At 53.1% G+C, this 14,023-nt stretch carries 15 protein-coding genes and 2 pseudogenes; 5 read left to right on the plus strand and 12 right to left on the minus strand.

Translation table 11 applies throughout. The features are described from left to right. The first annotated feature begins 128 nt into the window (after positions 1-128). From cmtR to M2368_RS17785, 3 genes are all read left to right on the plus strand, one after another. A complete protein-coding gene (gene cmtR / locus M2368_RS17775; protein ID WP_096288291.1) occupies positions 129-497 on the plus strand; it encodes a Cd(II)/Pb(II)-sensing metalloregulatory transcriptional regulator CmtR in 369 nt (122 codons plus the stop codon). Further along, the gene (locus M2368_RS17780; RefSeq protein WP_498724775.1) at positions 494-2,434 is read left to right on the plus strand and encodes a heavy metal translocating P-type ATPase; all 1,941 of its coding nucleotides are present in this window, start codon (positions 494-496) and stop codon (positions 2,432-2,434) included. Before cmtR ends, M2368_RS17780 begins: the two co-directional genes overlap by 4 nt. A 330-nt stretch (positions 2,435-2,764) precedes the next feature. Continuing rightward, positions 2,765-4,735 carry a hypothetical protein gene (locus tag M2368_RS17785; protein WP_498724777.1) on the plus strand — a complete coding sequence of 657 codons (1,971 nt, stop codon included), beginning with the start codon at positions 2,765-2,767 and terminating at the stop codon, positions 4,733-4,735. 781 nt (positions 4,736-5,516) lie between these two features. On the opposite strand, the gene M2368_RS17790 is transcribed toward M2368_RS17785, so the two are convergent. The 9 genes from M2368_RS17790 to M2368_RS17830 all read right to left on the minus strand — a co-directional run bounded on the left by M2368_RS17790 (position 5,517) and on the right by M2368_RS17830 (position 10,730). After that, the gene (locus tag M2368_RS17790; protein ID WP_498724778.1) at positions 5,517-5,756 is read right to left on the minus strand and encodes a hypothetical protein; all 240 of its coding nucleotides are present in this window, start codon (positions 5,754-5,756) and stop codon (positions 5,517-5,519) included. 284 nt (positions 5,757-6,040) lie between these two features. Next, positions 6,041-6,763 (minus strand): CPBP family intramembrane glutamic endopeptidase, encoded by a 723-nt coding sequence (locus M2368_RS17795; protein WP_498724779.1) that lies wholly within the window; start codon positions 6,761-6,763, stop codon positions 6,041-6,043. Between the two features lie 534 nt (positions 6,764-7,297). After that, positions 7,298-8,038, minus strand: coding sequence for a type 1 glutamine amidotransferase domain-containing protein (locus M2368_RS17800; protein ID WP_498724780.1), 741 nt, complete (start codon positions 8,036-8,038; stop codon positions 7,298-7,300). 237 nt (positions 8,039-8,275) lie between these two features. Further along, a complete protein-coding gene (locus tag M2368_RS17805) occupies positions 8,276-8,464 on the minus strand; it encodes a CsbD family protein (RefSeq protein ID WP_402735354.1) in 189 nt (62 codons plus the stop codon). A 36-nt stretch (positions 8,465-8,500) separates the two neighbouring features. Further along, positions 8,501-9,082: a hypothetical protein gene (locus M2368_RS17810; protein ID WP_498724781.1), complete on the minus strand. Its 582-nt coding sequence runs from the start codon at positions 9,080-9,082 to the stop codon at positions 8,501-8,503. 2 nt (positions 9,083-9,084) lie between these two features. Then, positions 9,085-9,636, minus strand: coding sequence for a DUF6286 domain-containing protein (locus M2368_RS17815; RefSeq protein WP_105662474.1), 552 nt, complete (start codon positions 9,634-9,636; stop codon positions 9,085-9,087). Continuing rightward, the gene (locus M2368_RS17820; protein WP_105662475.1) at positions 9,633-10,013 is read right to left on the minus strand and encodes an Asp23/Gls24 family envelope stress response protein; all 381 of its coding nucleotides are present in this window, start codon (positions 10,011-10,013) and stop codon (positions 9,633-9,635) included. Before M2368_RS17820 ends, M2368_RS17815 begins: the two co-directional genes overlap by 4 nt. Then, a complete protein-coding gene (locus M2368_RS17825) occupies positions 10,010-10,186 on the minus strand; it encodes a DUF2273 domain-containing protein (protein ID WP_105662476.1) in 177 nt (58 codons plus the stop codon). The genes M2368_RS17820 and M2368_RS17825 overlap by 4 nt, the downstream gene beginning before the upstream one ends. Positions 10,187-10,223: 37 nt before the next feature. Beyond that, positions 10,224-10,730, minus strand: coding sequence for an Asp23/Gls24 family envelope stress response protein (locus tag M2368_RS17830; protein ID WP_286134380.1), 507 nt, complete (start codon positions 10,728-10,730; stop codon positions 10,224-10,226). Positions 10,731-10,941: 211 nt separating this feature from the next. On the opposite strand from M2368_RS17830, the pseudogene M2368_RS17835 reads away from it, so the two are divergent. Together M2368_RS17835 and M2368_RS17840 are read left to right on the plus strand one after the other, a co-directional pair. Beyond that, positions 10,942-11,385, plus strand: a pseudogene (locus tag M2368_RS17835) (RNA polymerase sigma factor); the annotation flags it as partial. Between the two features lie 263 nt (positions 11,386-11,648). Continuing rightward, on the plus strand, positions 11,649-11,951 hold the full coding sequence (locus M2368_RS17840; RefSeq protein ID WP_105658840.1) for a hypothetical protein: 303 nt from the start codon (positions 11,649-11,651) through the stop codon (positions 11,949-11,951). A 470-nt stretch (positions 11,952-12,421) separates the two neighbouring features. Here the strand turns inward: M2368_RS17840 and M2368_RS17845 are convergent. The 3 genes and pseudogenes from M2368_RS17845 to M2368_RS17855 form a co-directional block, all read right to left on the minus strand. After that, positions 12,422-12,761, minus strand: a pseudogene (locus tag M2368_RS17845) (transposase domain-containing protein); the annotation flags it as partial. A 45-nt stretch (positions 12,762-12,806) separates the two neighbouring features. After that, the gene (locus M2368_RS17850; RefSeq protein ID WP_498724782.1) at positions 12,807-13,070 is read right to left on the minus strand and encodes a hypothetical protein; all 264 of its coding nucleotides are present in this window, start codon (positions 13,068-13,070) and stop codon (positions 12,807-12,809) included. A gap of 25 nt (positions 13,071-13,095) precedes the next feature. Beyond that, positions 13,096-13,815, minus strand: a complete 720-nt coding sequence (locus tag M2368_RS17855) for a hypothetical protein (RefSeq protein WP_498724783.1) — start codon at positions 13,813-13,815, stop codon at positions 13,096-13,098. Positions 13,816-14,023: the final 208 nt, after the last annotated feature.

The following is a 14,023-nucleotide window of genomic DNA, read 5'->3' on the forward strand; positions in this document are numbered from 1 at the left end:
AAACGCGCTTGAAAAACTATTGAGTTTTCAGCTGTCAGGGATTTTCAGCTCAGAAGGCAGAATGGTGTGTCATAAACGAATGTTTTTGACACAACTATCAGTACATCAAGTGCTGTATAGTACATCGTATGATGAACATTGAATCACGGATCGATGCGATGAACCGGCTTGGCCGCGCCATGGCCGACCCCACCCGGTCACGCATCCTCCTGTCCTTGCTGCACGAACCCGGATACCCAGCGGAACTTGCCCAGACCCTGGGACTGAGCCGCGCCAACGTCTCCAACCATCTGACCTGCCTGCGCGGCTGCGGAATTGTCGTGGCGAAACTGGAAGGCCGCAACACCCGGTACGAAATCACCGATCCGCACCTCACCACCGCTCTGAGCGCCCTGGTTGACGTGACGCTGGCCGTCGATGATCAAGTACCTTGCCTGGACTCTTCCTGCCCTGACTGCGCCACCAGCGCCGATCGAGAACACGAGGAGCAAGCATGAGTTCCGCCTGCGGTTGCGATTCACCGGAACCCACCGAAGAATTCGAAGAGGAACTGCCCTGGTGGCGGGATTGGCATGTGCTCGTACCCATAGCCTCCGGCGTTTTCTTCCTCGCTGGGCTCGTCCTTGAATGGAGCACCCACGGCGAGAGCGCCGCCATCGTGGCCATGGTGCTGTTTTTGATCGGCCTGCTGCTGGGCGCATTTACCTTTGTTCCCAGCGCCCTGCGAAACCTGTTCACGAAACGGAAACTCGGCATTGGGCTGCTGATGACCATCAGCGCCACCGGCGCGGTCATCCTCGGCTATGTCGAAGAAGCCGCAGCCCTGGCATTCCTGTATTCCATTGCCGAAGCACTGGAAGACAAAGCCATGGACAGGGCACGCTCGGGCCTGCGCTCTTTGTTGAAGCTCGTCCCGGAAACGGCCACCGTCATCCGTGACGACGCACCGGTCGTGGTCAGTGCAGCAGAGATCAAGATTGGCGATGCCCTGCGCGTGAAGCCTGGTGAACGCTTGGCAACCGATGGCGTGGTCAGCCAAGGATCAAGCAGCTTGGACACCTCCGCTATCACGGGGGAATCAATTCCCGTGGAAGTAACCGTAGGCGACCAGGTTGCTGCTGGTTCCATCAATTCATCCGGCGCGCTAGTAGTCACTGCAACGGCAAACGGCACGGACAACTCCCTGACCACGTTGGTGAGCCTGGTCGAGCAAGCCCAGTCGGAACGTGGCGAACGGGCACGGCTCGCTGACCGCATTGCCCGCCCGCTGGTTCCCGGTGTCATCGTCCTGGCCGTACTGGTTGCTGTGCTTGGAGCGATCTTCGGCGATCCCGAAACCTGGATCACCCGCGCACTGATCGTGCTGGTCGCAGCCTCGCCTTGCGCGATGGCCATCGCCGTTCCTGTCACCGTTGTTTCCGCCATCGGAGCTGCCAGCAAGTTCGGTGTCATCATCAAAAGCGGAGCAGCCTTCGAACGGCTTGGTTCCCTGCGCCGCATCGCGGTAGATAAAACTGGAACACTCACACGCAATCAGCCAGTGGTCACGCAAGTCCAGACCGTTGATGATGCGACTCGCGAAGAGGTGCTCGCCGTTGCTGCCGCCCTGGAACAGCACAGCACCCACCCTCTAGCTACGGCCATCACCGCAGCAGTACCCGCGATCCCGGAGGCAGCGGCGGTTAACGAAGAGCCAGGACACGGCATTACCGGCGTCCTGGATGGTGTTCAGGTCGGGGTCGGCAGTCCTCGATGGATTGCCCCAGGATCGCTTGCTTCCGCTGTTGAATCCATGGAGGCCTCCGGGCAAACCTGCGTCATGGTCACTCGCGCAGAGCAGGTCATTGGCGTAATCGGCGTGCGCGATGAACTACGCCCTGAAGCGGCCGAGGCAATTCGAGACCTGCATGACCAGGGAATCGACGTGGTGATGCTCACCGGCGATAACTCCCGTACTGCCCACGCGCTGGCTTCAATCGCCGGTATAGACACCGTTCATGCCGAACTGCGGCCTGAAGACAAGGCCCGTGAAATCGCTTCGTCGGTGCAGCAGGTTCCTACAGGGATGATCGGTGACGGGATCAACGATGCCCCTGCATTGGCTAGCGCTACCGTGGGGATTGCGATGGGCGCTACCGGTGCCGATGCCGCCATAGAATCAGCCGACGTAGCCTTCACCGGCCATGACTTGAGACTGATTCCGCAAGCCTTGTCCCATGCTCGACGGGGCCGGACGATCATGAATCAGAACATCGTCCTGTCAATGGCGATCATCGTTGTCCTGCTGCCCTTGGCTATTACCGGAGTGCTGGGATTAGCCGCGGTAGTGCTGGTTCACGAGGTCGCAGAAGTCATCGTGATTGCCAACGGCCTTCGTGCTGCCCGCGTCCACCGCAAGCAGCTCACCCAGCAGCCGGGCAACGTCCTGCATTAGCGCTGGTTTCGTTGCTGTTGAAGGCGGGGCACTATTTCCACCAGGAAATTAGCACCCCGCCTTCAATCATTTAATAGCTAAGTGGGTGGTGCTGTGCGATGCGCCATTTTTAACGGTGATAAACCGCCATTTGAAACTAACAGTCACACTCATTGGATCGCATGCCCATGTAGACCTAAAACGATCGATAGTGAGACGCGAATTTTTGTTTTGCTGCATTTATCTTTTGCCATTTATCGCGATGTGACTCTTCCAGCAATCATCTGCTGGCATAGTTGGAATGACGGTTCCACAACAACTTTTTCCTCACATGTTGAGTACAATTAGCGGATGGAAGATGTGGATTCACCCGTGAGGTTAAAGTTCTATGGCGTACGGGATTTAGCCAATGGGTGGCTTGCGGAGAAGGCAGTCGCTCTAGTCCAGAGTTATTCCTCGGGGCGAAAGCTCCTTTCGCTTAACGATGCTCTCGAACTCCATAATGCGCTTGAATTTGAAAAGAACAACATTTTCCCGAATTTCCTGACTGCGCAAGACCATACAGAGTTAGCTCTGTCGGCGCGTGAGTCGCGACGACGGGTCGCCTCTTTCTTCTCAACTATTGAAGCGTCGAACCTTAAAGAGCATTTGAACAAGATGGACTTTCAGTATGCCGACGACCTGCTCCGCCTCATCGAAAGGCATGGAGTTGCTAAAAGGGTTGGCGGCCAAATGCTATTCGAAGCCCTGTCAGATGCTGCACTACCTCTGGAGGTCATGCTTGCAGATCGTCAATTCGTGAACCGGAATGACCGAAAACTTCGAGAGGTGATGCTCTCCGATGCCCAAAACGGAGAGCTACTGGTCCGCATGAGGCTGGTCAAAGATTCGAATCCTTTATACCATCTTCCCGCAAGCCTGAGCGGAGAGGACATGCAGCAGCTCTTGAGCGCTTACATCGGAAGTGCTTCTCCGCATCTCAATTATGTTCAAGCGATTGCGGAGAGCAATGACAACGATAGTTTTGGTTTAACTCCGAAAATACGGTTGGAAGCGAAGAAGCGTCATAAAGACCTTATCGAGGAGCTCCTTGCCGAAAAGAGGACCAAAACAACGAACACGTATCACGGACTTAGGCTGGATCCGGAACAACGAAAGCCAGTGATCGACCGCGTTGAGCGTGACGAGAACAGCGTGAGCTACGTCCGATCGTTCAGTGAAAAATATCTGTTATCTTCCATGGATCCGGAGCGAATACTTCTAAATTTCGCTTCGGTGGTGGGCTTCCTTGAACGAGGACTGCTCACAATGCCATCCTTCAAAGGTCAGCTGGGAGCGCTCCGCACACTGTTAATCTCAGGAAGAGACGCATACCCCCGAGGGAGCGCGTTCAACTATGTTGATGCGCTCACCCTTAACGGGACTCAGTTTTACTCGGATTTCCTACGTCAGTACAGCATCGAAGTAGAAGATTCCGTGGCATGGTTCTTCCGAGAGTATTTGGTTGATAAGTTCGGTGCTGCTAACTTCTACTTCGCGGCGTCTAGTCCTAGCAGCTCGTTCCTTGAGCGATGTCGGCATATTTCCGCAGAGATGGAGAGTATTGCAAGACAGTTCAGCTTATACTGCGATGAAGGTGTCCTGGATCCTGAACTTTTACAAATGACCTCCACGCCTCGGCCGTGGGCTGCGATCCCAAGCTTTACGGAGCGCAAATATTTGCACCGGGGAAGCAATCACAATTGTGATCGGGCTATGCATCTGCTTTTTAGTGATCAGTCTGGAATGACCTACATAAGCAGTGAACTCAAAGCCTCGAACTTCGTCGAGCTGATAACAGAGAACGAAGTTTCTTACGAGTCGGTCCGCCCTCATCAGAAGGAATCTATCGATTGGTTGATCGACGAGGGTTTGGTTGCCGTCGATTCTGATCTGCTGGAATTTGCTCAGCCAGTGCAGGTTCTAGTGCTAAGTGACATCAACAACCGCGAAGCCGCAGCTTACGGTCACTATGGTACGGATGAGGCTTCGGCGGCGCTCGTACTGATGCAAAAGGGGTGGCTCGAATTTAGTTCGACGCTGTTGACAAGACCTGAAGCTAGTTACTTCAACTATTTCTTGAACAAGAGCGAGTTCAGCGATGGCCCGGACCTGCGAAATAAGTACGCGCATGGGACTAATGCCGATCCCGGGGATATAAGTACGCATAGGCAGTCCTACTTCCAGCTCCTCAGGTTGCTCGTGGCCTTGACCCTGAAGATCAAAGACGAGTTCCGCTTAGCTGCCCGGGCTCAACCATCGACTATGTCGGAGACACCCTAAGCTCATGCAATCAAGCCCTAAACAAGGTGCGCAGCTGACACGCCTACTGCTCAGACCTGCTCTATGAAGGCGGGACCCCTTCAAAAATAACTATTGCAGCGGTGCCCCTAGCCATGCGAGTGGCCGCAATTTCACTGGTGATGGGTGCCCCTTGCGCAGCTTTCCGGCCTCTTATTACCCAGACACATCAGCGAACCAGCATGGGGGCCGTGAGTTCGCATGTTCTGACAATACAACAGCCTTAACTTTACATAACGGCGGTTATCGGCTTTAAAATCGCCCACTTTAACGGGTCTCAGATACTTACGAATATCCACTCATCGTGATTCGTTATTCCTTCAATCGAGTTTCTGCCCGCATCCCACGCATCGAGCCTTGAAAGCCAGGACTGCCCTAAGAGTTGCCCGCAAGCACAGGATGAAGATTTATGAGCTTGCCTCTGGCATCCAAGGGGCGAGCAGCAAGATAAACCAAAACCTAAAGATATGAGCAAGACTTACACAAGTAAAGCCGCTAAAGTGGTCGCCGCGAATTAGCGCTTACGGAGAGTTTCCGTGATGCATAGGGCTACAACCGAAAGGATGCCAACCGATAGCAGCGCAAGGCCTACAGGTTCTAGATAAACCACTCGTGAAGTAAATACCTCCGCCGCACCCTGTTGAGGATCCCAAACGATAGCATCCTTTTTCGAAACGAAAAATATGCCCAATGCCGTCGAAAGCACCGCGATGATCCACCCGAGAAGTTGGAACAGCCTAGTGTAAGCGTTCAATTACTTTCCCTATTTCTTGATATCGAAACCAACATTAGGCGAAAAGGCAGAAAGTGTGCCCGATGTACTCATCGTGGTCCACCGTGTTGTCTTTTGCCCCATGACCATAACACCTTTCATCTTCCTTATTTTGTAGGTCGCTTTGGTGCCCACAGCATAGGCTCGATAGGTTGTCGCTGATTTCTTGATGATCGATAGAGAAGTCCATGAGACATAACCGTTGGCTGGATAGTGAATATTGAAACCCACTGAGGCAGATATGTCCTTGACTGCCGCGCCGAGGCAACATTGCCGTTGAACTAACCTGGGCATTGCAGCGGGATCCCGCGGTCACAACCATCGACAATCTCTCAACCGGGTGCGGCAAAGACGATAGCAACGAGACTTAAGAAATCCTTGCCCCTCGCAACGGAGTCACCCGACGATCACCGCCTACAGTCGTGCAGAATCGGGCGAACACGAACCGTACGTGGATCGCACAGAGGGTTTTACTTGGTCGACCGAGCGTGAGGTGCGCTACTCAGCGCTGAGTGTCACAGTTTCGCTAACACGGTTGGAATCAGGATCGGCGTGTTGATCAGCAGGTGCAAGAACATCGTAGCGACCAGGTTTCGACGGATAAGCGTGAAAGCCACGAGGGCCAAGGAACCCACCAGCTGGTGAAGGAGCCAGCTGGGCCCGAAGAACGCTATATGGGGTGAGATGAAGATCGATAGGCTTACAGCCGCGCCGATCCATCGAGAGCGCACGAGTGATCCCAGACGCTCCTGGAGATACCCGCGGAACGCGATCTCTTCCGTGATCGCGGCGGTCAGGATGAGTAGCAGGACGCCGGAGACGCCCGTATTCACGATTATCTCGACACCCGCGTTCTCTTCTTGAGGTGCGATCAGTGTTGCGATCCATGACCAGGCCATGACTCCGCCGAAAACATAGAAGGCCCATTCGATGTCCTTGCCCGACGGCTTTGTGATGAGCAGAGATGCGAGGGTGCGTCGCTCCCACCACATCACGAGGGCTAGGAGGAGTAATGAGCCGAAGAACTTCCACAAGTTGCTCGAGGACGGTCCATCGATGCCGAATCGTAGATCGAAGCCCGCGAGCTCCCGCACCGGCGGCCCGCTGAATACGAACCAGAAGATCAGTAGCCCGACGGGGAAAGTCCAACTGTCCCGCGCTTGCGGAGCGAACGTGGGCGTGCCAATTCTGATTCGGTGGTTAGGTTTTTCAACGCGTCTCGATGCTGTTCCGGGCATGTTTAAGGATAAACGAACCTGAATCGGCAGATGAAGAATTCCGTTTAGGAGTTGTTAATAGGTGGACAGAATTTAGGTGTCTGACGCATGAAAGTGAACGCCTGGCTGCTGCTTCTGGAATCTTAAGAGTTCCGTACGAGGAGCCCGTTGAACCGGCTTGTTTCGGGACTTCTCCGGGCCAATATATGAAGCTACCCAGAATGGAGAGTATCCTACATGAATAGAGACTTCGTGTGATTTTATTTGATCTACAGTTCATTCCAGATCCGTGCCTAGAACGACAACGCTTTGGCCTATTCTTTCTGTAGTCATGCTCGTTGCGAATCTGCCAACAGGCCATAGCGGATACTGCGTTGATACCTTCGGCGATGCTGAGCCCAGGAAATTTATGATACTTCCGCCACTAAGCGGAAGGCGCGAATGCTTTAACGGAAAATTCCTCGTAGGCCTCTGTCGACCTACGAGGAATTTTGGCCGGATGCAGCCGCTTATGAGATATCCGCAGGGGTAGGGAAGCGCTACCCACAGATGTTTTTAGTCTTCCTCGGACTGGGCAGCGTCATTTTCTGAGGAAGCTTCCTCCCTGGCCTTTTCTTGATGGATCACCGCGGCCAGCAGTTTTTCCATTTCCTTTGCAACACCGGCAGCCGAGGCAGGGTTCTGACCGGTGACCAGACGCTCGGATACCTGGACATTTTCCTCGAAAACATCGGCGGCGATATGGTTGGCCCCCTGCTCAACAAGTTTGTCGGCCAATGAGAATGGAATGATCTTGTCCTTGCCGACCGCGACTTCTTCATCGTTGGTAAAGGCAGCAACATCCTTGCCGCTCAGCAACTTGATTCCGTGGTGCAGTTCTACATCTAGTAACCCTGCCGGACCGTGGCATACTGCTCCAACTATGCCTCCACTGTTGTAGATGGTCCCGATGAGCTTTTGCAAGAATTCGTTGTTGGGGAAGTCCCACATGGTGCCATGACCACCGACAAGATAGATGGCATCGTACTGGTCCGGATCAACTACCTCGACCCTGGCCGTGTTGTAGAGGCCTGCTCTCGTGGTTTCGTCTTGGGTGAACTGCACCTGAATCGGATCATCGGTATCGACCGTAACTTGTGGCGGCTGCCCGCCCTTGATGGAGGCGAAGTCGACGAAATGTCCCGAATCCCGGAAAACCTTCCAGGGATGAGCCGCTTCTGCGACGTTGTATCCGGTGGGTTCCCCTCCTGCACCGAGTTCGGAAACGCTGGTGAGGACCATGAGGATTTTCTTCACGTTAATGACCTTTCATAAATTTCGGCTCCCCAGTTTCCATTTCCTATGCTGAGGGGGAATCTGTGGAAGATATCGTGAATCTTGTTCTGAATGGTGGTCTCGCTCCGTGCTGTAGTCTTGCAGACCGCGGAAGACTTGCAGATCTGCTGCTGGCTTCTCACGCTGTCAAGCTACACGCATGAGGGCTGATTCTCGAAGTGTTTTAGCGCTTGAATCAGCGATCACGGATTATTAAACCTAGAATTGTTTTTTGGCATCTTTGATAGAGTCCTTGACGTCCTCCGCCGATTGCTTCGCCTTAGCTGCGGCTTGGTCCTTGAGCCCTTCGGCCTGCAGGTCCTTGTTGTTGGTGGCATCGCCCATGCTTTCTTTGGCTTTGCCGGATACTTCCTGGGCTTTGTTCTTAATTTTGTCTCCGAGTCCCATGATGCTTCCTTTCGATTGGGTGACTAATACAAACTATTAGGTCAGGGTCGTTCTAGCGGATGGCCCGGATTTTTTGGGCTGAAAATCAATGTTCACGTGTTTCTCCGCGAACTGGGCACCGAGAGCTTGCTCCATCTGAGGAATAAGAACGTCCCGAACCAGGCCTATGCCATCGATTGGCCGGGCATCCGCACGCAAAGTGAAGCGTGCGTAGAGTACGGGGTTCTTCGCTGCTCCATTGATGCGGATATCTGCGATGTCGACCTCGGGGGTGCTTTCAGCTGCTTCCTCGGCGGCCATGGAGACGGTCCTCGAATCAACGGTGGAGACACCAGTGCCGTTACCGGAACGGTAGATGAAAGTTCGTTTGCCTGGTTTCTTAGGTAGAGCTGACATCATTACAAAGATCAAGATGATCGTCATCAGGGCTAGTGCGCCGGCCAGGTAAATACCTAATTCTGGCATTTGTGCAGAAAAGGTATCGATTAAACGCGTCTGCGCGAGTCCGTTTCGAGTTGAATCCCAGCTTAGCCAGGCCACGGCAGCGCCACTTGCCATAAGAAGCAGCCCGAGAAGCGCCAGCATGACTCGTTGCCGAATACTGTTGGGTTTCCACAAATTTACTGCCCTCCTCGGGTAGTTGCTTTGACGCTGACTCTTATCGAATGCGCCAGCGGGATTGCGGATAGCTTTTTTTGGACGTTCGCTTGCACCGACTGTGAAATATCGCTAGTTTCATGCACCGGAGTGAAAACGCTGACATGCAGCCTCTTACCCCGCAATGTCGGCGAGGCGCCACCCACCCCATCAGTGCGCTCTGCTTCATAACGGGCCAGGTTGGCCAAGCCGCGGTTATCCGCAACCCACTCTTCTTGTTCGTCGACTGAGTCCCATTCAAGCAACGCTGTGCTGTGCTTTCCCGGGACTAAGGCAACAATGAACAGAAGCAGTCCGAGAATTGCAACGCCCACAGCTACGGCGATCAAATTGTTATTCGCCCAAACAATGTTCTTGGCAGAATCCAGAAATCCGGTTACCCAGCTCGGCCAGGAACCGCTGTCCAGTCTGATCAGGCAAATCACCAGGGACGTAGTTGAGATGCCTAATAGCACTATGCAGGTACTGAGCAGGGTTGCAGTTCTGGCACTGCGGACATGCCAAAATCTGCTCATAACAGACTCCTCTCCTCAGCGTTTGCTGAAACTGCATGAAGCCAAGCAACGTCGATGTCGACTTGGACAGACGAGACCCCCAAGAATTGAACGAGCTCATCTGTCACTTGTTGACGTATGGCCTCGCAAGTTTGCTGCAGGCACAACGGATATCGGATGCCGACTTTCAGCTTGACTGCTACGGTACCCCCGAGAACTTCGGCCGTAGCAGCAGGCTTCCCTGCGATAGCGCGAGGTTTGCCCAATTGCAACAGGCCGCCAGAGCTGGCTCCGACTCCAGGGATCTTGGAGGCGGCTTTGGCTGCGATCTTGGAATAGATCTGGTTATCCACAGTAGTAGCACCCACAGTGGCACTTTTTGTTTCCACCCTGGTCACCGCCTACGGGTAATGAATACACGCTCCCAATCGACGCGGGTCTGCAGGAACCAGCCGACCACACCACCGATGAGCACGAAGAATGCTACGACTATGAACTGGGTGAATGAGCCGAACGCTATGAACAGTCCGGCCACTAGCCCTATTGCCAGTCCCCACCTGAGCTTATCCATGGGTATTCCTTTCGTTGCCCATCGGCAGTGTTGTGGCCTACTTCAAGTCTTCGCGCGGCTCGTCGTCTTCGTCATCTTCTGGCAGGTGGACGTCGGTGACATCGATGTTCACTTCGATGACTTCCAGTCCGGTGGCACGTTCCACCTGGGAAACAATGTTCGCGCGGATGTCCTCGGAGACCTCCACAATTGAGAATCCATAGGAGACGACGATGGAGACGTCGATCGCGGTCTGCTGCTCGCCCTTTTCCACGCTCACCCCGCCTGAGGTGTTCGCCGAGGCACCTGGGATGCGTTCTGCCAGGGAATTGAAAGTTCGGCGCGCAGCGTTGCCCATTGCGTATACCCCGGGCACTTCGCGTGCTGCGATGCTGGCGATCTTCTGAACAACCCGGTCTTCAATGGTCGTCTTGCCCAATTCGGTGTGCAGTGGGCCCGTAAGGTGCTCTTCCTGAGCATCCTGGTTCCCCTGGCGCTTGGCTTGACGTTCCAGTTCCTCGCCAGTTGGCTTGATTACCTTGTCGTTCGACATTGGCTGTGCCATGTTCTTCACTCCTATATCGAGGGAAACTCTTTCGCTTACACTCATACAGACGAGGTCCGTACCAATATCCTCACACATAATTTAAGTGATCTACATCACAATAGGGGGATTGTGTGGATGAATTAAAACGGTTAGCGGTCGTGGGCCGGTCCCGTGAGGGTGATTCAGAAGCTTTCGGAATGCTCGTTGCCGAACTGACCCGGGGCTTAGGAGATACTGCCGTTCCTTTTTTGAGAATTGGCAAGATGCGGATGACGCGGTGCAGGAAGCTTGGATCAAAGCCTGGAGAAGCATGCACACCCTCCAGCAGAATGGCGCCTTCAAGACGTGGCTTTTTCGAATGACAAGGAATATTTGCCTGGAGCGAGTTCGTTCAGCCCAAAGTCGTGTTCACGTAGTTGATGCCGAAGAATTCTCCGGGCAGCCGGCAGCGAAGCACCTTTCGCCCGAATACCTAGCTGTGCAGCGAAGTGAGGTTGATAGGGCGTGGAATATCGTCGCCAAGCTACCATCGACCTTGAAGCAGGCTTTTGTTCTGGTATGCCTTGAGGACATGACCTATGAGCAAGCAGCTACAATCGCCAACACGTCAGAATCAACTATTCGAGGACGGGTCGCGCGGGCCCGCAAGGCAATTATCGAGGCGGTGTCATGAAAACCCTTCCCTGCGGACGCACGATAGAAGACATACTCCACAAGCTAGATGACTCACCAGACCCTCATGAGCTCGAATGCCGCTGGTGCCATCAAGAACGGCGCCACTTAAAGGACCAAACCAGAATCGTTCTGGATCAGCTTAGAAGCGAAGATTACTCTGCGGGCAGCAGAGACTTAAGTAGCAATGTTCTGAACAGGATTTCCAAACTACGACCCACGCAGAGGACTTGGGAAGCAGTCGTACGAGAAACAGGAGACGATGTGCGCATTTCCTCAAGCGAGATTATCAGCGACATCAGGCAGCAGTTCTCGCGATCCCAAACTGCGCAATTGAACTACGCCGAAGTCAAGGCCACGGACGCGAGAATCCCCCATGTTCAGTGGCTGGTCCGATGCACCATCAGCATGCTCAGCGAAGCAACTGTCCAGCAGATCGAGCAAGAGATCTTGGAATATGTTCAGGTCGGCCTCAGTACACGGTTGCTCGTAGAACAATTACGAGTTGAGATAACGGTGGAAGATGTCCATGGAGAAATTCTCAGTTATACGGAAATTACACGCTGATTCCCTCGGCCCAAAGGTAGACCGCGGATCCTAATATAGCTGCCCCCGATGTTACGTCTCAGTGCCCGACAAGCAGCGCTTCGGCCGAAGCGCAAAAGTTCACCTATCCGGCGAATCATCAGGAGAGTTTCTTCGATGGCGCTGTAGAAAGTGGATCGCGCGGGACACACGAAATCGCCAACGAGCTGAGCCAGGGCTATCTGGTAAATGCGACCACTTATCTTGACACCGGAACTAGATCAGACTGATGTCTGCATAGCTATAGAGAACCCAGCTGAATTAGTTTCGGCGTAAGGCTAACCCCGTAGAGCAGGACGTTACCCGAAGCTTCGTTATGTGCGACAGAAGCAAATTGAGTATTTACTGCTTTACAAAACTCCAATTATCGACTTTTTAGGACAAAGGCAGAAGCGGCTAGCCTGGGATTTCATGAAGACGGGTAGTCATTAAATGACTTATAAGAAGCAAAGGTCAAACAGCGCGATCATCACCTCGGATCCCAGGCGAGTGCGGGCCTTGAAAATTACTGCTTTGCTGGGCATCGTCCATTCGCTGGTGCGGTGCGAAATCCATTAAAGCCCCCCCTAGCAAGCTGCGCATGACTTCCCTGTAGGCGGTCCCAGCTTGCAAAGCCAGAGCCATTACGTAGTACACCATCATCCATGACGGGAGCAGGCGTGAGAGCTGCTTGCCGGCACCCACCTCGGCGATCACCTCCTCAACCACTATGGGCAGGAAAACCTTCGCTAGTACGCCGAGGGAAACGTGGCCTGAGAGTCATTCCGGTTTCGCCCATCCGGTGCGTGCAATGAGGAAAGATTAAAACATCAGAGCACTAAGTAAACGGTATTGGGGCTAGTGCACCGTGGAGTTTGATTTCTTCATCTTCTCAAACACCAAGACCAGCATTTTTGCACTGGCAGCCGCCGCAAATGTTAGCCCGAGGATAAGAGCAGTTGCCCCGACGGCGAGTAGCGTGACAAATTCAGTCGATCCAAGAAGTATGGTGAGCATACTCTGACCTATCGAAGTCTCAAATGCTTGAAAAAGTTCTAACCAAATATAATATCCGGCAGAAAAACCAATGAGCGCGCCAAGCAGAGGGGAAAATTTTTTCATATTGGTGCCTCGAATTGTTCTTTTACTACGCGTAGACGTAAGAAGAGCTTACCGTACAGGCTGGAGTGTTGCCCCTATTGTAATTACTAGTGTTTTTCCACACCTTCGTAGTTGTGTGGTGCCGAACCTTATTTCCGGACTGTGTAAACCATGATTTGGTAGTAATGACTTGGCCCTTGGCGAGTTTAGGGCACTTTTTCGAACTTGTTCCGGTCAGCGACGATTTAACATCTTTGAAGACGGACCAACCCAGCACTGTCGCACCAACGGCTTTTAACCATCGCGTTTGTGGAGCGAAGGTCAGAATGATACCTGGAACGTGCATCACGATGGCGGTTCCTACAGCTTCTGCAGCGCTGACAGTTTTCTTTGTTGTGTGGGTTGCAGGCGCCATAAGCACGTTGTATGAAACGCTACTAAGCCGAGGGATGGAGATCCTAACGCTGGCGACTGCCGTCCAAGGTTTGATTGACATATATTCGACATGTGATCCCTTGCCGCGATTAAGACTTTTATATCCCAAACTAGGACCACGTGAAGAGATAGCAAAGCCTACATCTGCCTGCAGGCCAACTTGACGAGGAACTTCCCTAGCGTTATTGTACTGAATCTTTATTTGCTTCTTATGAGGAACCCAACTAACGCTTGTAACGTTAGTGATGTTCCCGATCCATGCGGCATCTGCTTTATATGGCGTAAGTCCCAAGAATGCCAGGGACAGGGCAACGGCGAGAACGAAAGCCATGGCCCTTCTATGGGGCCGCTTTTTCCCGACAAATCGTATGTAATTCATTCAACAATAATTACTTGGACTTACCTCTTTAAGTAGCATTTTCCATTTTCGTTACCAAATTGATGCGATTGTGAAACATTTTAACCACGCCCCTTAATAAATATCCGTTCAACAGGGGGTTCCCCTTTTAATGCCCACAACCACTCACGGACGTGCGGTG

The sequence above is a fragment of the Arthrobacter sp. JUb119 genome (assembly GCF_024807995.1).
GTDB lineage: Bacteria > Actinomycetota > Actinomycetes > Actinomycetales > Micrococcaceae > Glutamicibacter.